17 protein-coding genes are annotated in these 20,370 nt (G+C 39.8%); 2 read left to right on the forward strand and 15 right to left on the reverse strand.

What is annotated here, in order from left to right:
• Positions 1 to 37: 37 nt before the first annotated feature.
• The 5 genes from AAC026_RS02000 to tpiA form a co-directional block, all read right to left on the reverse strand.
• On the reverse strand, positions 38 to 2,542 hold the full coding sequence (locus tag AAC026_RS02000; RefSeq protein ID WP_339694621.1) for a protein-disulfide reductase DsbD domain-containing protein: 2,505 nt from the start codon (positions 2,540 to 2,542) through the stop codon (positions 38 to 40).
• Between the two features lie 59 nt (positions 2,543 to 2,601).
• Complete coding sequence (locus AAC026_RS02005) at positions 2,602 to 3,981, reverse strand: dipeptidase (RefSeq protein WP_339695308.1); 1,380 nt, start codon at positions 3,979 to 3,981, stop codon at positions 2,602 to 2,604.
• 83 nt (positions 3,982 to 4,064) lie between these two features.
• Positions 4,065 to 8,774: a hypothetical protein gene (locus tag AAC026_RS02010; RefSeq protein WP_339608414.1), complete on the reverse strand. Its 4,710-nt coding sequence runs from the start codon at positions 8,772 to 8,774 to the stop codon at positions 4,065 to 4,067.
• 56 nt (positions 8,775 to 8,830) lie between these two features.
• Entirely contained in the window at positions 8,831 to 9,661 is an 831-nt protein-coding gene (prmA, locus tag AAC026_RS02015) for a 50S ribosomal protein L11 methyltransferase (RefSeq protein ID WP_339608412.1), read from the reverse strand.
• A 9-nt stretch (positions 9,662 to 9,670) separates the two neighbouring features.
• Positions 9,671 to 10,432: a triose-phosphate isomerase gene (gene tpiA / locus AAC026_RS02020; RefSeq protein ID WP_339608416.1), complete on the reverse strand. Its 762-nt coding sequence runs from the start codon at positions 10,430 to 10,432 to the stop codon at positions 9,671 to 9,673.
• Between the two features lie 50 nt (positions 10,433 to 10,482).
• Between tpiA and AAC026_RS02025 the strand changes: the two genes are divergently transcribed.
• Positions 10,483 to 10,986: a RecX family transcriptional regulator gene (locus AAC026_RS02025; protein WP_339694623.1), complete on the forward strand. Its 504-nt coding sequence runs from the start codon at positions 10,483 to 10,485 to the stop codon at positions 10,984 to 10,986.
• Positions 10,987 to 10,998: 12 nt separating this feature from the next.
• On the opposite strand, the gene AAC026_RS02030 is transcribed toward AAC026_RS02025, so the two are convergent.
• From AAC026_RS02030 to AAC026_RS02075, 10 genes are all read right to left on the reverse strand, one after another.
• Positions 10,999 to 11,493, reverse strand: coding sequence for a DinB family protein (locus AAC026_RS02030; RefSeq protein ID WP_339694625.1), 495 nt, complete (start codon positions 11,491 to 11,493; stop codon positions 10,999 to 11,001).
• 190 nt (positions 11,494 to 11,683) lie between these two features.
• A complete protein-coding gene (locus tag AAC026_RS02035; protein ID WP_339694628.1) occupies positions 11,684 to 13,045 on the reverse strand; it encodes an amidohydrolase family protein in 1,362 nt (453 codons plus the stop codon).
• A 97-nt stretch (positions 13,046 to 13,142) separates the two neighbouring features.
• Positions 13,143 to 13,751, reverse strand: coding sequence for an alpha-ketoglutarate-dependent dioxygenase AlkB (locus tag AAC026_RS02040; protein ID WP_339694630.1), 609 nt, complete (start codon positions 13,749 to 13,751; stop codon positions 13,143 to 13,145).
• 26 nt (positions 13,752 to 13,777) lie between these two features.
• Positions 13,778 to 15,166, reverse strand: coding sequence for an RNA-binding domain-containing protein (locus tag AAC026_RS02045; RefSeq protein ID WP_339694633.1), 1,389 nt, complete (start codon positions 15,164 to 15,166; stop codon positions 13,778 to 13,780).
• A 105-nt stretch (positions 15,167 to 15,271) separates the two neighbouring features.
• Positions 15,272 to 15,520, reverse strand: a complete 249-nt coding sequence (locus AAC026_RS02050) for an Ada metal-binding domain-containing protein (protein ID WP_339694636.1) — start codon at positions 15,518 to 15,520, stop codon at positions 15,272 to 15,274.
• 3 nt (positions 15,521 to 15,523) lie between these two features.
• Complete coding sequence (locus AAC026_RS02055; protein WP_339694638.1) at positions 15,524 to 16,234, reverse strand: 2OG-Fe(II) oxygenase; 711 nt, start codon at positions 16,232 to 16,234, stop codon at positions 15,524 to 15,526.
• Positions 16,235 to 16,240: 6 nt separating this feature from the next.
• The gene (locus tag AAC026_RS02060) at positions 16,241 to 17,089 is read right to left on the reverse strand and encodes a methylated-DNA--[protein]-cysteine S-methyltransferase (RefSeq protein WP_339694641.1); all 849 of its coding nucleotides are present in this window, start codon (positions 17,087 to 17,089) and stop codon (positions 16,241 to 16,243) included.
• 104 nt (positions 17,090 to 17,193) lie between these two features.
• Positions 17,194 to 17,628, reverse strand: a complete 435-nt coding sequence (locus AAC026_RS02065; protein ID WP_339694644.1) for an ArsC/Spx/MgsR family protein — start codon at positions 17,626 to 17,628, stop codon at positions 17,194 to 17,196.
• 99 nt (positions 17,629 to 17,727) lie between these two features.
• Positions 17,728 to 17,892, reverse strand: a complete 165-nt coding sequence (locus AAC026_RS02070; protein ID WP_339694646.1) for a DUF1328 domain-containing protein — start codon at positions 17,890 to 17,892, stop codon at positions 17,728 to 17,730.
• Positions 17,893 to 18,068: 176 nt separating this feature from the next.
• Positions 18,069 to 19,241, reverse strand: a complete 1,173-nt coding sequence (locus AAC026_RS02075; RefSeq protein WP_339694649.1) for a DUF4105 domain-containing protein — start codon at positions 19,239 to 19,241, stop codon at positions 18,069 to 18,071.
• Between the two features lie 97 nt (positions 19,242 to 19,338).
• Here AAC026_RS02075 and AAC026_RS02080 point away from each other — a divergent pair, with 97 nt between their 5' ends.
• Complete coding sequence (locus AAC026_RS02080) at positions 19,339 to 20,361, forward strand: SPASM domain-containing protein (RefSeq protein WP_339694651.1); 1,023 nt, start codon at positions 19,339 to 19,341, stop codon at positions 20,359 to 20,361.
• Positions 20,362 to 20,370: the final 9 nt, after the last annotated feature.

Here is a 20,370-nt window from a genome sequence, read left to right on the forward strand (position 1 = left end):
AACAACACCAACGCTGGAAAAGTTGCCACCGACATGTTTAGCGTTTGGCAAATTCAGCAAGCCCTTTGTCTAAGAACTCCACAAAGTTTGATACTTCAGCGTCATAAGCTTTTGGTCGAACCAAAGGCTCTTCATTGTTATCTAAAAGCACATAGTACGGTTGGGCATTGCCATTAAAACGGGTGATTTGAAAATCGAAGTTCTGCTTTCCGATGGTCTTCTTCACTTTGTTGTCGAACTCAGAAGTGTACCATTCTGACTCAGGTAGTTCCGTTTTATCATCTACATACAAGGCAACTACTACATAGTCTTCCTTCATTCTTTTAAGTACTTCTGGGTCTGACCAAACGTATTCTTCCATCTTACGGCAGTTTACACAGCCATGGCCTGTAAAGTCAATAAACAATGGTTTCTTTACCTTCTTGGCATAAGCGAGTGCTTGTTCGTAATCAAAGAAGCCTTTGATACCATGCGGTAAATGCAGAATGTCGGAATATTTTACTTTACTCGGAAAACCCGTTTCAGTAACTGAACCAGAAATCTTAGCGGCTTCAATTTCTTCTCTAATTATTTCCTTTACAGAAAAATCATGTGTGCTAAGTGGTGGCAAATAACCAGAAAGGCCTTTGAGCGGTGCACCAAACATACCAGGCAATAAATACACTGCAAACACAAAACTGATTATGGCCAATACCAAACGCGGTACCGAAGTTTTTTGAACTTCATCATCGTGGGGTAAGCGCAATTTCCCTAATAAATAGAAACCTAAAAGCACCGCAATCACCAACCAAATGGCAATGTAAATTTCACGGTCGAGTAAGCCCCAATGATAAGCCTGATCGGCTACGCTTAAGAATTTGAAACCCAAAGCCAATTCGATAAATCCTAAAACCACTTTTACTGAGTTTAACCAGCCACCAGATTTTGGAAGGCTTTTTAGCATACCAGGAAAAATTGCGAACAGGGTAAATGGAATAGCAAATGCTGAAGAAAAACCCAGCATGCCCACCACGGGCTTGGTTACTTGCCCTTGAAAAGACTCGATTAAGATTGTTCCTACAATTGGTCCCGTACACGAAAATGAAACAAGTACCAAAGTAAAAGCCATAAAGAAGGTACCAAACATTCCGCCCTTGTTGGCCTTTTTATCCATTTTATTCACAAAACCGCTTGGCAATACAATTTCGAAAAGGCCAAAAAAGGAAAGAGCAAAAATGACGAATACGGCAAAGAATATAATGTTTGGAATGGCTCCTGTAGCTAGTTCATTGGCAATTCCTACCCCAAATAGACTTGTGAAAAGCAGACCAATTAAGATATAGATAACAATAATTGAAACCCCGTAAATACTGGCTTTGGTAATGGCTTGAGCTCTCGACTGACTGCTGTTTGTAAAGAACGCGACCGTCATCGGGATCATTGGGAAAACGCATGGTGTTAATAATGCCGCCAATCCGAAAAGAAAAGCGGTAATAAAAAAGCCCCATAAGGAGCCATCATCTTCGGGTTTTAGTAAGTCTTCATAACTACTTTTACTTGCCTTACTGTTTATGCCCGTTACTACTCCAGTCGTTGTGGTAATTTTTTTAGCTCCATCTTCTAGGGCTGACAGGGCTACGTCAAAATCTTCAGTATCTCTAATGCAAAGTCCTTCTACATCGGAGCACGTTTGAAAACCTAACTCTCCCTTTATTTGAAAGTCGGGTTTCAATATTTTTATTCTCTGCTTAAACTCACCTTTTCCAGAAAAGTAGGTAACTTCTTCATTGAAAAAATTATCGAATTTCTTTTTTGGATTGGTTGGAATCAAATCACCAATTACCTCAAAACCATCTGTTTCTTCAAAAGTCACCTTGGCAGGGAATGGAGATGCATCTGGAGCCAGATCACTAGAATAGATATACCAATAGTCATCTACTTCTACATTGAAAACTAGATCAATTTCACCGCCTACTTCTGCAGTTCCTTCTTTGCTGAGTTTCCAAGAGGTTACTTTTCTTACCCCAGGCCCTTGGTTTAATAAATCCTGTGGCGCAGTTTGGGCTGGCGTTTCGGTTGGTTCTTTTTCTCCTCCTGCTATTTTTATAAAATCAATTACAAAGTCCTGCTCGCCTGGAACACACTGCCCTGTAATGTCCGTACAGGTTTGAAAATCAAGTGTGCCTGAAATCCTGAGGTTGCTGCTCAGTACTTTTATCTTCTGTCTAAACTCTCCCTTTGCACCAAAATACTCCACCGTATCGCCCCAAATTGAGTCAAACTTATACTTTGGATTAACACCATATAGCTTTCCAATCACTTCGAAAGAAGGATCTGCATTCAGTTCTACAGTGGCGGGTATGGCCATCACATCTTCCTTCTGATTTGAAGAATAGATGTACCAGTCCTTAATTACATTGACCTTGAAGATCAACTCGACCTCATCACCAACTTTTACTTCTTTTTGCGAAGCATCAAAGGTCCAATTGGTGGTTTGCTTGAATTGCGCAAAGGCGCTTAATGCAAAACCAATAAACATTAGTGACAGTAGATACTTTCTCATATGTAATCAGAATTTGTAAAAAATGAGTCTTAGTTATTAAGACTCATTGTAAATGTATTTTAGTCGTTCAGTTCAGCAAAATTTTTGAAGAACAATGGAATGGTTTCAATGCCTTTAAAGTAATTGAAAACGCCATAATGTTCGTTTGGTGAATGAATGGCATCTGAATCTAAGCCAAAACCCATCAATACAGTTTTTAAACCCAAGGTTTGTTCAAAAAGTGCCACAATAGGAATACTTCCTCCACCTCTAAACGGTACAGGTACTTTTCCAAAAGTAGTTTCCATGGCTTTTGCCGCAGCAATATAAGCCGGAGAGTCTGTTGGCGTAACCGCAGGTTGCCCACCGTGATGTGGAATTACTTTTACTTTTACAGAAGGTGGTGCAATTGAAGCAAAGTGGTCTTCAAACAGTTTGGTGATTTTATCAGGGTCTTGGTTTGGCACCAAACGCATAGAAATTTTTGCATAGGCCTTGGATGCAATTACGGTTTTGGCTCCTTCGCCAATGTAGCCGCCCCAAATTCCATTTACATCTAAAGTAGGTCGAATTGAAGAGCGCTCCATTGAGGTATACCCTGCTTCGCCTTCGGTAGCACTCAGCCCAATTGACTTTTTGTAGTCTTCTTCATCAAAAGGAGCTTCTGCCATAGCCGCTCTTTCTTCAGGAGAAAGCTCAATTACATCGGCATAGAAGCCTGGAATGTTGATTTTCTTGTTTTCGTCTTTTAAGGAAGCAATCATTTCGGCCAATACGTTGATTGGGTTTGGCACTGCTCCACCATACAAACCTGAGTGTAAATCTCTATTTGGACCAGTTACTTCTACCTGAACGTAGCTCAAACCTCTTAGCCCCACCGTAATGGAAGGTACATCGTTGGCAATAATTCCAGTGTCGGATACCAATACAATATCGGCCGCCAATTTTTCTTTATTCTCTTCAAGAAAAATACCTAAATGATCAGACCCAACTTCTTCTTCACCTTCAATTAAGAACTTTACGTTACAGGCAAGGTTGTCTGTGTTCATCATGGTTTCAAAAGCCTTGATGTGCATGTACACTTGGCCTTTGTCGTCACAAGCGCCACGGGCAAAAATTGCTCCTTCAGGGTGAATTTCTGTGGTTTTTATTACCGGTTCGAAGGGTGGAGAATCCCAAAGCTCATAAGGGTCGGCTGGTTGTACATCGTAATGACCGTAAACCAAAACGGTAGGCAATTTGGCATCAATAATTTTTTCTACGTACACAATTGGATGGCCTCCAGTTGGGCAAATTTCCACTATGTCGGCTCCGGCTTCTAATAGTTTCCCGTGTATAAATTCTGCTGCTTTTAGTACATCTCCTTTAAACTTACTATCGGCACTTACTGAAGGAATTCTAAGTAAATCGAGAAGCTCGTTTAAAAAGCGTTCTTTATTATTTTCAATGTAATCGTTGATGTTTGCCATAGGTCTTAAATTATGACTCGAAGATAATTGTTTTGAAATGAAACGCCCACGGGATTGAGCGACTTTTAGAAAGGTTAGAATCCGTCTCCTTCAACCACTTCTTTCTTTTTGAGCGATTGATTTGAATCTGCCGACATCAGCAGCTTATAAGGCTCATCTATTCCGTAGAATAGTTTTCGGTAGTTTCTAGACCAAGCAATAACTTCTTCTAAAGAATAAGCGAAAACATTGAAATCGCCCACTTTGGGTTTAGAAGATTTACCCTTGGCATCTAAAGGGTTTGCGATGGAAGCATTGAAGGCTTCATTAGAAGAGAAAGTACCTAGGCTAAATCCATCGTAGGTAAAGTAATACCAAGTGCCGTCTGTCATTTGAATCAAAACATTTACAATGTCGCCTTCAGGGGTTTTCTTGATTTCAACAAAACCATCCAGCTCCATATTGATGTCGATATTGTTGATGTTGCTGACACTGATTTTTCCTTCGCTATAAAAGGTTTTCAACTGTTTTGACCATCTGAGGTCTACATTTGAAATTACTAGGTTTTTCATCAGTTCACCATTTGCAGAAGCACTCACCAAAGGTATGGGCACCGACTGATAGGATCGATCCCATTTTTTGACGGCTTCATCACCAATAAATTCAGCGGCTTTATAAATCAAGTCAGAACGATCGTCATGAGCTCTTTTAATTCCCAGTTTTTCGCCCATGTCTTTTAAATTCTGAGACATTAATGGAACACTGGTTACTGGCAACCCAAAATCCATCACCAACATGGCATTGATTTTAAAGTCGGCAGAGTCTAGATTTCCAGATCCTTTTCCTGCTCCCTGAACCGTTAGGCCTTTACTTAGTGGGCTAACAAAGTTTAGTTTTCCTTCAAAAGAAACGTCTTGAGTCTCTTCATTATATGAGAACATATTGCCTTTATAGAAATTTGCTGGGTCTTCTAGCTTTTTAGGATTGGCAATATTGTAAGAGCCTGTATTTTGATCATAAAATAAGTTTCCTCCTTTAGGAATAAAGAAGTCGTCATCATCTAAACCTCGTTTTTCTGTTATAAATGAAAGGTAGATGTCGCCTTTATTAAAATGTAGACCAGCCGTGAGCGGTTCTCCAAACTCTGTTCTGGCTTCATCAAAATTGAACACTACCTCCGAAATATCGTCATTCGATTCATATTCAATCCACACGTTCTTCTCTTTGAGCTTCTGTAGATTAAGCTTTACGGAACCCCTCAATTCTAATGCTTTTCTGAAGGCATACATAAACACCGTGCCCTTAAAAATAAACCCAGGTGAAACAATTACTCCTGCATCGGCTTTAATCTGACCGCTCGACTTTGTATAAAGCCCACGAACCGGGTCTTCTTCAAAACCAAACTTATCAAACTTAATAGCAAAAGTGTCTTGCACGGTTACCAGTTCGTAGGTGCCTTCACCTCTAAAGCGATTGCGAGAAATGATTTCTATTTTGGCATCGTACAATCGGTGATTTGTATTGGCCGTATCGAATACAATGATCGCATTTTCCATTACTCCAAGCTCAGAGTTTTCTAGAATCAATACTTCATTATTTTCTGGGGTTATAAGTGCGTCTGCCACAACGATATACGGAATCCCCTCAACTTTCAGTTCTTGTTTTGCGATGTCGTAATTAGCATTGGTACCCATAAAAACCAAGGAGTCCATGCTCTTTTTGGTGGAATAGAAAAATGACTTTTCCAGCGCAACAGTGTCTGGCTTTGTCATGGTAATCATGTTATTGGCAATGTCCCATTCGGCTGTTGGAATAGAGGTTTTGTATTGCGCAAAAGGGAAGGCCAGTGCTGCGTTGCCTTGTACTTCGGGCTGAATGATGGCCTTATTATTAGCTAAATCGTAATTCACGCGCACATCGGCAGAACTCAATATTGGCTTCTGCGGATTTCCAGAGTCTAATTCAAAATCTGAATTTCTTGATTCAAATGAGGTTTCTTCTAAAGTATAATTTTCTGAATTTGTTTTAGAGCCTTGCATTTTCATTTCTCCGGTACCGTAAAGCCCTTTTGTAGATAGCGTAAGAATACCGCTAAATGCTCCTAAACTATCATACATTTTAAATGGTGCTTCCAAATTTCTTAGGTTCATGCTGTCCTTTTTGGCCAGCCAGTTTACTTCGTACCTAGAAAATTTAACCGCAGGGTACGAAACTCCATCAAGTGTTCCAGCATCAATTTTTCCTTCAATTCCCTTTTTCGAATACATAGAATCGAGGTAAAAAGTAACCGATTCGGTATTGAAATTACCTGTGAGAAAATCGATAGCTCCTGGTGATTGAAGGCCTGATTGATCCATTTTTATTTCGCCATAAAGCTTACCAGTAGTGCCGTAGAGGCTATAGCCAGAGTCTGGAATGGAGTGAATAAAACCAAAAGATTTATCGGGCATGGCCCTAAGGCTTTCTTTGAATTCAGGGAAAATTCCGTTTGAATAGAAGGTTCCTTCAAAAGCATAGGCCGAAGGGTCTGCCTTAGATGCGCTATCGAGTTTAAAAGGAGGTACATCGAAGTAAACGGTGCTGTCATAAGCGCCACCTAAAACTCCGTTTTTATCAAACATTACACTGGCACTTTCATTGGAGGTGAAAATGGGATATTCTGGTTTCGAAATTCTTGCCGATTTGTTATTTGGATCGTTGATATTTAACACGCCTGAGGTATTTACAAGCTGGTTATTCAGTGCTTCCTTTCTGCCTTCTTCTAATTCTACTTGTAATTTAATCGAATCAATTTGAGGCAGTTCCACCAAAAAGTTATTGTAATCAAACTTGAACTTTTGACCATTGAACTGGAAGTTTCCGGCCTCAAGGGCGCCATCAAATTCTATGGTTCTATTATTAGAAATTTTAACTACTCCGTTGGTGGGCGTAATCATTACATCGAGCGAATCGCTTACATAGAATTTCTCAACTCCCCGAACTGTTAAGGTATCGTTTACCAAATTGATGGTGGCGTTGGGTGAAGAGCTGATTACGGAAGGAATTACCAGATCGTCAAAGTCCGATTCGTCTCGTCCCGAATCATAGTAATGAAGGCCTTTTGGGGTAATGATGATTTTTCCTGTGTATTCGTTGTAGAGCACCAAGCCTTTCGACATTAAGTCGATCATGCTTCTTTTAAGAATCCCAAGGCTAATTTTTCGATCTTCTGCCAGTTCTGAAATGTAAAATTCATTTTTTGGCTCATACTTCTGAGCCTGTCGTACTGAAAGAATTAGAGGGTTGAAGTCATACAATTGAGAAAGGCTGTAAAACCTTGATGCGCTGAAAAAGTTCTTCGACTCTACAATCAAAGGAACTTCGCTTCGTGCCGAACCAATAGTGAGGTGTAAGGAATCGGATTTCAAATCCCAAATCAACCGATCGCCTGTAAGATCTACTGCATAAAATGAAGAACTAAAAGGTGTGCTTCCAAAATCGCCTTTATTAGGTTCCAAGTTCAAATGGTAATTTCCGTAGTTATACACCATTTCTACACTCGGATTGTAGATTGAGTCAGTACCATGAAAAATAGTCACTTTCGCTACTGTAGAGCTTACCGCTGAGTCTTTCTTGTTGAAAACAAAGTTGGGTGCCTCCGCTCTAAACTTCAGTTCTCCGTTTACAAAGCCTTCCACTCTAGAAAGTTCATTGAAGGCTGATTTGCTGTAAAAATCTCGTCCTTCATAACTTACTCCTCCACGGTAGGTCAGGTCATTGGTTCCTAAATCATTAATGGGTGCATCAGCGTAATCGGATATGAATTTAGGGTAGGAATCTACAGTGCTGCGCTGTGGTGTTAAAGTAATTTCAAGTGACCCAACTACGGGCTGGTCTAGTTTTCCTTGGTAATGAAAATAGGCTTCGTCAAACTTAATGTCTGTTTGGGTAACGGAAAAAAAGTAATTGCGCAGTTTGGCATAAGTAGTTGCAGCAGGTAAACCCACATTGGTCCAGTCTACAGCTCCATCTTGTCCTGTAAACTCAAGCGTTTCAAAAGAAAAGTTACCCTGGGTATTCTTGAGGTAAATTGTGTCTAAACGATTTACGAAAACTAAATCCAATTTTTTGAATTCAATTACTGGCCCCATTTGGGTGGGCATGGCTGGCAAAGGTGCTTCTACCTTTGGTTCATTGGTAACTATTTCATCCTCGCTAGAAATCAGACCTTGCTGTTTCATTAGTAAAAGCTCAATAGCATCGGGCCCTTTTTGTGATTCGGCCACGAAAGGCTCTTCTTCAGAAAAATCTTCGCTACCGTTGAATTGCAAAGTGTACTCCGCATTCTCTACATAAATGCCATAACTACGATCCTTAAAAAGCGCCATATCGGCCAAAAAGAATGCGGCATATTGGTGAAACTGCTCAATAACTTTCTTGTCGTAGTTTTCAGAAACTTTCAAACAAGCCTTCACTAAATCGTCAAGTTGGGCTTGACTGAAGTTCCGTTTTTCTTTGGCAAGTACTAAAATGTTAAAGATTCCTTTGAAATCGAATCGAGGTCTAAAACCCTTCTTTTCCATATTCAGCAAGGTTTGTCCTAGCTGATTTTTCTGAGCTTGAGTATAACTATTAGCCTGCCAAGCTTCTATAAATGGTTTGTAGTCGGTTCCAAAGCTGGCGGGGTTGGGCGTGGTAAGAATTCTGGCAATGTCTGGTGTATAGACAATAGAGTCCGTTTGAGTTGCCTCCTGCGCAAAAGAGTTTGGCAGAAACCACAACACAATCAGTAAACTATATAAAATTCTTTTGACCAGAAATTGCATATGACCCCTCAACTGACCCTTAATAACGATAAAAAGACAGAAATAATACCTTGAAACTACAGTTTCTTTAAAAGAATGGCTGCCCAGTTTTTTCTTTCTGTTGAATTTAACTTTTCGAAACCATTCGCAGCGGTACACTCCAGAATATCGGCCTCATCGTGGGTGTAAAAACCGCTTAAAAACAAGTGGCCGCCTGTTTTTGTGAGTTTCGAATAGTATTCCATTTCAGCCAAAAGCACGTTCTTATTGATGTTGGCGTAAAGAATATCGAAAGGCTCATCAAAAGTAAACTCATCTATAGTGCCCAATAATACGTCCTTAGGCTCAATGCCATTTAGCGCAAAATTCTCTTTCGCATTGTCAATGCACCAATCGTCAATATCAGTGGCAGATACTTCTGAAGCACCTAATTTAGAAGCCATAATGGCCAAAATTCCTGTTCCAGCGCCTACATCTAAAACCGTTTTCCCTTGATGGTCTAGTGTCATTTCGAGCGCCAGCATTTGGTGGGTGGTTTCGTGATGTCCTGTTCCGAAAGACATTTGCGGGTGGATGATAATTTCGTGCTTAAAGCCAGGCTTCGACTCATGAAAAGTAGCACGTACGAAAATATCTGTACCTACCTCAATCGGATCGTAGTTCTTTTCCCACTCCTCGTTCCAGTTCTGCTTTTCAATTTTTTTCAATTCATACCAAATACGGGTTTGCTTACGGTAATTATTGAAAAGCTGCTGCAAAGCAGGGTGGCTGAAAATATCTTCAGCAATATATGCGTCAAACCCCACCTCGGTTTCAACGAAGGTATCAAAGTCCAATTCGCCCATTTCGGCAATTAATATTTCGCCAAAAGGCTGATCGCAATGGACTTTGATTTCTATGTAATTCATTGGTTTCAATTAAAATGACTTGGCAATTTCTACAAAGTCTCTGGCTTTTAAAGATGCTCCGCCAATCAGGCCACCGTCAACATCGGGTTGAGAGAAAAGCTCCTTTGCGTTATCAGGCTTGGCACTTCCTCCATAAAGAATAGAAATTTCATCGGCCACTTCTTGTCCAAATTGGCCAGCCAAGAAATCACGTAAGGCTTTGTGCATATCCTGTGCTTGTTGCGATGATGCTGTTTTCCCTGTTCCAATTGCCCAAATAGGTTCATAGGCAATTACGACTTTCTGAATTTCGTCTTCTGTGAGGTGGAAAAGGCTTTCTGTAAGTTGATTACATACATAACTTACTTCTTTACCAGACTCTCTGATTTCAAGTGATTCACCACAACAGAAAATTGGAGTCAAGCCCATTTCTAAAGCTAAATCTACTCGCTTGGCCAATTGCTCATTGGTTTCATTGTGGTATTCTCTTCTTTCGCTATGGCCAAGAATTACATATTCGGCACCTACAGACTTAATCATTTCAGCAGAAATATCGCCAGTATAGGCGCCTGAAGTGTGTTCACTCATATTTTGAGCACCTACAAAAACCTTATCGCTTTCTTCGGCATTTTTTGCTACTTGGGCTAGGTGAATAAATGGAGAACACATGATTACGGTTACATCATCATTCAATTCATCGTTCACAATGTTTACCACCTCAGAGGCTAGTGTAAGGCCTTCGCTGAAGTTTTTATTCATTTTCCAGTTTCCTGCAACAATCTTTTTTCTCATTATCGGTTTGTCGTGTTTTGCCCAAAGATAATTCATTCTAACTTAGTTCGATGGCTTTTCAATACGAAGAACGTAAACCAAAGCGGCTAGACCCTAAAGTAGCCAAGCTTAAAGCGGCCGATTTCTGTGCTTATCAGGAGCGTTCGCAGCAAGAAGTACGTGATAAATTGTATGGTTATGGTCTTCATCAAGACGAAGTTGAAGAGATTTTATCGGATTTAATTACTGATAATTATATCAATGAAGAGCGTTTTGCAAAAGCTTATGTTGGGGGAAAGTTTAGAATAAAGGGCTGGGGCAAACGCAAAATTTTGCAAGGCTTAAAGCAGCACCACATTTCTGAATACTGCATAAAAAAAGGCTTTCAAGAAATTGACCCAGATGATTATTATGCTACACTCATGCGTCATGCCGAAAAAAAACTACCTACCATTAAAGCCGAAAATCAATATACGGTGCGTGGCAAACTGACTCAGCATTTGGTAATGAAAGGCTTTGAAGGTGATTTGATAAGGGATGTAATTGAGGAGCTGCTCAATTCAACAGCTCCATAATTATATGGTTAGTTAATTTCTTTCCCAGAAAAAAGGAGGCTCGATTCCTAAAGAGCGAAGGTATACATAGCCTTGGCCTCTGTGATGAATTTCATTATCAATGCAATAAAAAATCAAAGAGTGATTTGTGCCTTCATATTGACCAAAAGCTTTCTCTATTTCCTGAAAACGCTCAAGTTTGATTTGAGGAAATAACTCGTTTAACTTTTCTGTTGATTCGTCCCAAAGTTTAAGTAGCGCTGCTTTAGTAGTGGGTTTTTCTTCAGCCTCAGATTCGCCAAAGGTTTTCCATTTACCTGTGATAATACCTTCTACGCTAGGTACTGCCATGTGAATCATTTCAAGGGCCAGTTCAGAAAATGGACGCATTCCACCTATTGAATGGCTAAAAAGTTTGTCTTCTGGAAAAGCCTCAATCACTTTTCGGGTAAGACTTCGGTGTCCTTGCCACTGTGTTAACAAATCGTTTGGGCTAATGACTACTGGTGCTAATGTTTCGTTTTTCATATCGTGCGATTTAAGATTATGGTATAAACTTAAAGGGCACTTATGACAACCCTATGTCAGTAGGTTTTTGGGATCATGGGTTTTATTGAAATTATTTTGGTTGAGGGAGGTGAAGAGAAAGTGAAGCAATCGTTGCGATAGCTTCACCAAATCACAAACTACTTCATCACAAGCGCTTTAACTAACCCAATCAATTATTCGCTATTTCATCCAGCCTCTTTTGAATATCTGCCTTGGTCATCCATTTACCTCTTACCATTACCCCTAATTGGCTTCTGGTATTGTTAATGTTTTCTAGAGGATTTTCTTGAAGAAGAATGAGGTCAGCTGAGGCACCGGGTTTAATTACTCCGTATTCTCCTTCAGCGCTAAAGAAAATCGCGGGGTTTATAGTGCCTGATTGTATGGCTTCAAGTGGAGTAAATCCACTTCTGGTCATGGCTTCTAACTCTCTTTGGATAGAAAAGCCGGGCACGTTGAATACTTGAGGTGCATCTGACCCAAGAATAAACTTGGCTCCTCCATCATGAAGTTTCTTTATGATCTTTCTTCTGAGTTCATTGAATTGCTCTGCCTCTTCTGCACTGTAATTTGGCGCTTCAATTACCTGCTTCTTGGTTCTAATCCAGTTGTTTAAAGTATTTGGTGGCATGTATTTCATTTCAGGTTCTTGACCTAAAGCTTCTGGAGCTTCTGGTCCAACCCAACGTTCCATCATGACCTGTGTTGGCACTATCCAAACATCATTTTCAATGGTCATTTGTACCAACTCATCAATTAAGCTTTCATCTGCAAGTTTGGTGAAGCTAATGCCAAAGAAGCCGTTTGCATTTGGGTTTACTCCAGCCGATTCAGGAACAAGACCTTCTATATAGCCATCAACATGGTCGATACTCGCATATTTGGCTTGAAGCGACTTTCTCACTCCTACATCTATACTCACATGGCCAGCAAATGGCATTTCTACTTCTTTGGCCGTCTCCACTATTTTGTTGAAGTTTTCCAGACTCAACCCAGGATGCATTTTCATAAAATCATACCCTGCAGCTTTCTGATCACGAACAATTTGTTCTGCTCGTTCCAATGAAGTCACAGAATTGCCGTTGAGGCTTGGGCCTGAAGTATAGATTCTAGGGCCAAGAATTTCTCCTGAAAGCACTTTATCCTTCAACTCTATATGGTAAGGCTGACCAAGCATTCCTCTGATGGTTGTTACTCCATTAGAGAGGTAGAGAAAAAGTGTCTCTTCCAATAACTTCATGTTGTTGTTTCCAGGAATATGGGCATGCATTTCTGCTAGCCCTGGCATCAAGAATTGTCCATTACCCATGATGGTGTTCATAGTACCATCAAGATTGGCATCTTTGGAAGGTATGATTAAGGTGATTTTACCATCTTTTACAAAAACGGTTTGTTTTGGACGGATTTCACCTGTTTCTACATCAATCACCTGAACATTATCGAAGGCGTAATCGGCCTCGGGAGCTTTTTGGCAAGAAAGCGGGCTTAGTGCTAAAAATAAAAATGCGAGAAGGAGGAATGACTTTTTCATAAATCAATTTAGGCATTCACGAGGAAAGAAGATTGCCACTGGTCAATTTTGCCAAAGCTCAGAAGGGTCTTATTTCAAAAATATTAAGACTCTGTTCTTACCTCACAATCGTTCTGAAAGTCAAATTCACCCTAGGGGTATTTACTTTTTTGGTGGGTGGTAAGCGGTGAAGCCAATGGGTTTGGGTAGCATCTTTCATCACCAAGAGACTGCCGTGTTCTAAGAAAATATCAATCTTCTCTTTGGTTTCTTTATGTTTAAAGGCAAATTTTCTTTCTGCACCAAAACTTACAGAGGCAATCGCTCCATTTTTCTTCAAGTCTTTTTCGCCATCGCTGTGCCAGGCCATTCCTTCTTCTCCAGAATGGTATAAATTGAGCAAACAAGAATTGAATTTTTCACCCGTTTTTTCTTCTACCAAAACTTTTAGGCTAAGTAGTTCAGGCGTCCAAAGCAAGGCTTTTTTTGTCACGTTTGAGTAACTGTATTCGTAAGCTTGGTCTGCATACCAAGCTACTTTGCGTTTGGTAATAAAATGCTTACCAAAAATTACGGCTTCATCGTTTCGCCATTCAATAGAGTCGAAGAGTTTTCGAAAATAGAAGTTGGCTTCTTCTTCGGAAACTAGTTTCCCGTAATAGTTAACCGTCCCCTCTTTCGGTAGCCAGTTTTTGGTTTCATCTATTTCTTCTGGAAAGAGGTTCATTATTGAGTTATACTTTAAAGTTCTGGTTAATCTAAAACTTCCCATTTACCCCTTGTACCGCCTAATCGCCTTATTTTACCTTCATCTTTAAGCTTTTCTAAATGGTATTTAATTCCGTCTTCCGTAATGTTACCTATGGCCTTTGCCAATTTGCTCCTGCTTAACGTTGGCTCCTTTTTAAGCAAATCGAGAATGATTTGGGTAGTAATTTGGGTAGTGATTTGGGTAGTGATTTGGGTAGTTGCTTTTAAGGGAATCACTGTCCTAAAAACATCTTCTTCTATAAATTCAGGTATTGCTCCAGTATTATAAATACTGCAATACTTAAAGGTATTACGAACTCCTGAACCCAATTCATCAACCATTCCAATTTCTTTGAAGAATTTGGCGATTAGTGGGTTCTTAGGGTAAGGAGAAAAATGGAGTGGGTCAATAGCGCCATTATTATGAGGTCGATTCCAGTTCTCAACCACTACTCTATCTTTTTCGATAATCAATTTTGCAGGGAAAGGGTTAACATATTCTCTATGAATAATGAGGTTACCAATTACCTCACGAAAGATTCTATCTCTCAAACTTATTCGCTGTTCCCCTTCCTGAAAAAATTTATCTGGTAAATGCTTCCTAACAAAGTCCGTTAACCTATTGTAAGCATCTAAGAGGTTTGTCCGAATATCATCCCTGTCATCATAACGATCTGTATTTTCCACCCTCACCAAAGCGTCAATTCTAAAATGAGGCAAAACACTCTGAATCACCTCATCCTTACCAAATAGTAGTATGGCCGCCAAAGTAAATCCACTATTTCCTTTAAAGTGATCCACCCTAAATAGACCTGCTGAACGTAACAGGTTTTCATCTGTCATACTTTGCCAAGGATGGTTAGCTCTCTCGTTCCTTGCCAGCCTCCTTACTTTTTCAAGTAAGTCTGACCGAAAATCGCTAAGCTTAATAAATGGATAAATACGACTTTCAGAATAAGTGGTCTGCTTTCTAAGATAAAGCTGTGTTACCTGCTCGGTTTGTCGGGTAATATCAAAATCACCATCTCGGTTTCTATCAAAAATCTTTCCGTTGGTACTATGGACTTGAGAGCTTTCGGGCACAAAAACATAAATCACTTTTTTACCTTCCAATTCGAATAACTCGGTCGATAAGTAATACGGAGGATTAAGCTTTTGAGGGTTGTTAGCATTATTTACCAAGTTGTTAGCAATGTCTTCCAAGCAAGAATCAATTATGCCTTCAACAACACCATCGTTTCTAACCCCTAAAAACAGATGCCCTCCCTTTCGATTCAAGAAAGCACAAACAGACTCAAACACATCTCTATTAAGCTCAAATTGTGAGGTTTTGAACTCAACTTCAATGTTCTCTCCGTTTTTAAGAAACTCTTGAAGTCTTTCTGTCGTCATTGGGGCATCTATTCTCCTTAAAGTCTAAAGTACTGCTATTCATCTGAATTTGAAACAGGCCAAATACTGCTAATGAATTGAATAGAGAGAGTTTGGTTTATGCCTCTACTGAACAATCCTATTTTTCCAATTTAAATATTCCGTTCTCATGCAATGCCCGCAGGGGCGAAAGCCATTCAATTTAGCTTGATCTAGCGAATGGAAAAATACTCTGTTTTCCCTTTTCATTCTTTTTCCTGAAGCGCAGTTTAAGGCGCCATAAATTTTCAGTTTTCTATTGCCAGCCCAGCAAATTTCTCTTCGCCTTATTTTTCCATGCAATTCTGAATTGTCGATTTCACTATGATAAATCACCCCTCAACTTAATGCATCATGAAAAATAACTCCCAGCGTATGTCTTTCTCCGCTTTGTACTTCGCTCACTCCGTGTTTCATATTGACACGATAGTAGCCTTTACTACCTTTCACTGGTCGAAAGTTAGTCGTGAAGATCAATAGGTCTCCCTTATTTGGTTTTAGCACTATGGCCTTGGACTGCGCCCGTGGTGTTTGTTGTGTCAGTACAAACTCTCCTCCGGTAAAGTCTACCTCTGGCTGATTTAAAAACAACACGACTTGAATTGGAAAGTATACTTCGCCATACAAATCTTGATGCAGTGTGTTAAAACCACCCTTTCCATATTTCAAAATCAAGGGTGTAGGTTGAAGTTGACCATTTTGGTGACAAAGTGATTGTAAATCCTTAAACGAGTCAGGAAACTGTTTTTCGATATTCAGCACATTCATCCAAAGGTTGGCGATGGGCGCAAGTTTTCCATATAGTTTTTCTCGGATGCTTTGAATTACTGGCGGCAGAGGATAATCGAAATATTTGTATTCTCCCAATCCAAACCTATAACGTTCCATCACTACCGTTTTGCGGTAAATAGGCTCATTATAGCTCTCAATCAATTCGGAACAGGTATTCTCTGAAATGAAATTCGGAACAAGCGCAAAACCCGTAGCATGCATTTCTTCTGTTACAGTTGACCAATTGGTTCCTGCAATTTTTGCTTCTATGTTTTCCATGGGCTTTTAAACTGCGGTGTCCATTTTTGCTGCTTCCCAACCAATAATGGCTGTTTTTCGAGTGGGTCCCCACATATAACCGCCCACTGTTCCGCTGGCTTGAATTACCCTATGACAAGGAATAAGAAAGGCAACTGGGTTATTTCCTATTGCGGTACCTACTGCTCTCGAAGCATTCGGCTTCTCAATTTTAGCAGCTACATTTCCATAGGTAGAAAGCTTGCCCAAAGGAATATTTAAAAGGGCTTTCCATACTTTTAGTTGAAAGTCCGTTCCTTTAAGGTGAAGTTTGATTTTATCAAGTTGCTGCCAATCATGGGTGAAAATGTAGAGCGCATTTTGCTGAATCATATCTACTACCTGATTTAATTTGGCATTGGGAAAGTGACTTTTGAAAGCACTAAAACCTACTTTCTCATTTTCTGAAAAGGCCATATAACAAATGCCTTTTGGGGTAGAAGCCACTAAAATGTTTCCGAAAGGGCTTTCGGCATAACTATAGTTAATGGTTAAATTTTCACCTCCGTTTTTAAATTCACCCGGAGTCATTCCTTCAATTTGAATAAATAAATCGTGGAGGCGACCAGTGCCTGAAAGGCCTGTTTCATGCGCAGCATCAAAGAGTGTACTCTGCTTTTCTTTAAGTACCTGCTTGGCGTGCTCAACACTGATGTATTGTAAGAATTTTTTTGGACTAACGCCTGCCCATTCTGTAAACATGCGTTGAAAATGAAAAGGGCTCAGATTTACCTTTTCTGCTAATTCATCGAGGTTAGGCTGGGCCTTGAAATTCAGCTTCAAATAATCAATGGCCTGCGCCACTCGTTCGTAATTAATCTGGCTTTGTTCGTTCATGATTTTAGTATTTCAATTAGAACAAAGGTTGGGTAAAAGCCTAATGGGTAAAACCCGAAACTTGCGGAATTACCCTTCAATTTAAAGAACAAAACTTAACTCCTTCAGTCATTATCTTTATCACGATTGGGCGATTCATATACATTTCCGCTTTTTGATTTTACGCCTTCAATCTCAATTCCTTTATTCACAAAGTCGTAGGCAGAATGTACAAAAAAGACGGTACCGTTAAGCATAGCAATGGGAGTTTTCAATATTTCTGGATGTTGCCTTACAATCTTCAGCATTTCTTCATTGGAAAAGCTTTGGTCTTTAATTTCGTTCAAATAGGTGTCCGAAGTTTTATCAATCAAATCCAATACTTGTAAACCCATATCATTTGCTACTTTAATTAGCTGGGTTTCTGTCAGTGGATTTTTGTCTATGTTCCTTTCGTTCACCTTATACTTTTGAACAGAACTAGCGTACCCGAGCACTTTAGAGTCTTGGGCTTTTCTGCCATTATAAATAAGAAGTATTTCGTTTTCTTGAGGTTTCATAATCTTAAGCTAAAAAGTGGAAAAACTTAAGGACTGTAATTTAAAGCGGTCTCTGATTTCTCAGAAACCGCTCTATCTAATCTATATAAAGAGTATTGCTTATCGCCTAGTAGTGACCCCTCTAAAAAGAGATAAAATAAGCAATACTACGAAAATGAAGAATACGATTTTTGCTAGGTAAGCTGCACCAGCGGCAATACCTCCAAAACCTAAAATACCTGCCACTACGGCTATAATTAAGAATGTGATTGTCCAACGTAACATATCTGTGGGGTTTTAGTGATTAATTGATTTACCCCTTGAAGTAGGAAAACTGTGCCAACTCAGTTTTTCTCAGAAAACGCACTTTTGTAGGTGGCTTAATGAGATATTAAGACCCAGCCTGTAGAGTTGTTTCTACAAGTTGTCTGAAAATGAAGGATTTACGAAGAGTGATTGAGTTAAACCAAACCCTTCACCCATAAAAAAGCATAGCGAACTGCCAAAAGCAACATTATAGGGAGCAAGGCTATAGAAAATACCTGAAGTTGAAAAACCCAAATAAAACTCATGCCTATAAGCAAGATAAACAGGAAACGAACATAACTCCGTGTCCACGCTGGAGGGTTCTTCTTTGCTACATAAAAAGCAACAATGAAGTTAGGCGCAAACGCCCAAAGCAAGTTTAAGTTTTTAGCTGTTGCCGTATGGTCTGTCGCAAACCAAAGCAAGGCTACTAATACTCCCACCAAACCTGTAACAAATAGAATGGTGAAATCTAAGTACCTGGCCCGCATATTCTGTACGGTATCTCTATAAGTGAAAACCACCACGATAATCATGAGGAAAGAAAAGATCATCCAAGGCGAAAGCGTTTCTTTTGGTGTTTCATAGTAATCCGACTCGAAAAGCTTGTTCGTTGCCTTTACTGCCGAAACCTCTCTTCCATCGCGAGTAATCGTTGCGTTGGCATATGCCTGCATAATGTAATCAGGCAAAAACATATGCTCTTCTGGTGTAGCGTTTACATCTATTACGGCTCCTAAGGCAATGTCAATCCCAAAATCCCACCAAGGAAAATTGAAAGTGTTTTCTTGAATCAGGTCGCGAAATGTTTTTTCTTCTGTAAGGTGATCGTTATTAAAAGTAAGCTTGTCGCCTAGCACATCGCGTACTACATCGCGTAATTTAGTAGCACAGTTATCGTAGAAGAAATCGTACAAATAATAACTGTTTTCGGGAATAGCGTTGTTTTCCAAAAACTCAAAAATCTCTTGTCTCTCTGCTTGAGTCAAGTCTAAAACCTGTTCAGTAATCCAGCGATTTTGAGCTTGGTAGTTTCCCAAAAAGCGTTTATAGTCCTGAATTGCCAATCTATAATTTAACTTCCCTTGAGCAAACTTTACATAGAAACCATCTTGGAAAGAATCAAATGTTCCATAGTTGTACACTTTGTCAAAACTCAAATAAGGGTCTTGAATTCGAATAGCACCATGACCAAAGCTGTCATACAAATTTGCACCTGGCCCAATGGTAATAATACTGATTTCGGCTTGGCCAGAAAGTCGTGGAAACTGTGCCTTCGCACTGAAAACAAAAAGGAGCAAACTGAAAAAAAGTACAAACCGCTTCATTCGTAATAGCATTGAGTTGTACGAAGATAAAGAGACTTATTTGATTAAAAACCCATATCGGTTTTGAAAGTGAACTTTGCCAACCTAATTTGACGCTATGAACAGAAATTTCACCGATGGGCTAAATTATGCATCAAAACTGACGCCCCTTCGGATATGGAATATGTTCCAATTGGTGGGCAGTTATTGGCTTTCAAAAATCACCAAAATGGCCAATCATTCGGGAATGCCCACCAGCATTAGCTTAGAGCCTACCACCTCCTGCAACTTACGTTGCCCCGAATGCCCCAGTGGAATACGCAGTTTTTCTCGAGACACAGGAATGCTTACTGACGAAATTTTTCAAAAAACGATTGACGAACTGGCGCCTCGGCTTACCTATCTTATTTTCTATTTTCAAGGTGAGCCTTACTTAAACGCCAGTTTTTTAGATCATGTAAAATATGCTTCGCGAAAGAAAATCTATACGGCCACTTCTACCAACGCGCATTACCTCCACGATAAAAATGCGAAGGCGACAGTTGAATCAGGTTTAGACCGACTTATTATTTCCATTGATGGCACCACACAAGAAACCTATGAGCAATACCGAATTGGCGGAAAACTAGAAAAGGTAATTGAAGGCACAAAGAACATTATCCGCTGGAAAAAGGAGTTGAAGAGTAAAACTCCCCATGTGATTTTTCAATACTTGGTAGTAAAGCCAAATCAGCATCAGTTAGACGATGTCCAAAAACTGGCCAAAGAGTTGGGTGTCGATGAAGTAGCTTTTAAAACCGCACAGATCTATGATTACGAAAACGGTTCGGAGCTGATTCCCACTATCGAAGAGTATGCGCGCTACCGCCAAAAAGCCAATGGAAAATGGGAGATTAAAAACCGATTACTCAACCACTGTTGGAAAATGTGGCACTCATGCGTAATTACTTGGGACGGAAAAGTGGTACCCTGCTGTTTCGATAAGGATGCACATTATCAACTGGGCAGTATGCAAGCCGAGAGCTTTCAGCAAGTTTGGAAAGGGAAGGCATATCAGAGTTTCCGTCAGTCGCTTATTAAGTCCAGAAGTGAAATTGAAATGTGTAAGAATTGTTCTGAAGGAACAAGGGTTTGGGCTTAGGTATTTTCT

The sequence above is a fragment of the uncultured Roseivirga sp. genome, from assembly GCF_963973945.1.
Lineage (GTDB): Bacteria > Bacteroidota > Bacteroidia > Cytophagales > Cyclobacteriaceae > Roseivirga.

What these genes read in the sequence shown, in the direction of transcription:
- AAC026_RS02000 (WP_339694621.1), bottom strand. Translation starts at nt 2,542, where the DNA reads ATGAGAAAGTATCTACTGTCACTAATGTTTATTGGTTTTGCATTAAGC.
- AAC026_RS02010 (WP_339608414.1), bottom strand. Translation starts at nt 8,774, where the DNA reads ATGCAATTTCTGGTCAAAAGAATTTTATATAGTTTACTGATTGTGTTG.
- prmA (WP_339608412.1), bottom strand. Translation starts at nt 9,661, where the DNA reads ATGAATTACATAGAAATCAAAGTCCATTGCGATCAGCCTTTTGGCGAA.
- tpiA (WP_339608416.1), bottom strand. Translation starts at nt 10,432, where the DNA reads ATGAGAAAAAAGATTGTTGCAGGAAACTGGAAAATGAATAAAAACTTC.
- AAC026_RS02025 (WP_339694623.1), top strand. Translation starts at nt 10,483, where the DNA reads ATGGCTTTTCAATACGAAGAACGTAAACCAAAGCGGCTAGACCCTAAA.
- AAC026_RS02030 (WP_339694625.1), bottom strand. Translation starts at nt 11,493, where the DNA reads ATGAAAAACGAAACATTAGCACCAGTAGTCATTAGCCCAAACGATTTG.
- AAC026_RS02035 (WP_339694628.1), bottom strand. Translation starts at nt 13,045, where the DNA reads ATGAAAAAGTCATTCCTCCTTCTCGCATTTTTATTTTTAGCACTAAGC.
- AAC026_RS02040 (WP_339694630.1), bottom strand. Translation starts at nt 13,751, where the DNA reads ATGAACCTCTTTCCAGAAGAAATAGATGAAACCAAAAACTGGCTACCG.
- AAC026_RS02045 (WP_339694633.1), bottom strand. Translation starts at nt 15,166, where the DNA reads ATGACGACAGAAAGACTTCAAGAGTTTCTTAAAAACGGAGAGAACATT.
- AAC026_RS02055 (WP_339694638.1), bottom strand. Translation starts at nt 16,234, where the DNA reads ATGGAAAACATAGAAGCAAAAATTGCAGGAACCAATTGGTCAACTGTA.
- AAC026_RS02060 (WP_339694641.1), bottom strand. Translation starts at nt 17,089, where the DNA reads ATGAACGAACAAAGCCAGATTAATTACGAACGAGTGGCGCAGGCCATT.
- AAC026_RS02065 (WP_339694644.1), bottom strand. Translation starts at nt 17,628, where the DNA reads ATGAAACCTCAAGAAAACGAAATACTTCTTATTTATAATGGCAGAAAA.
- AAC026_RS02070 (WP_339694646.1), bottom strand. Translation starts at nt 17,892, where the DNA reads ATGTTACGTTGGACAATCACATTCTTAATTATAGCCGTAGTGGCAGGT.
- AAC026_RS02075 (WP_339694649.1), bottom strand. Translation starts at nt 19,241, where the DNA reads ATGAAGCGGTTTGTACTTTTTTTCAGTTTGCTCCTTTTTGTTTTCAGT.
- AAC026_RS02080 (WP_339694651.1), top strand. Translation starts at nt 19,339, where the DNA reads ATGAACAGAAATTTCACCGATGGGCTAAATTATGCATCAAAACTGACG.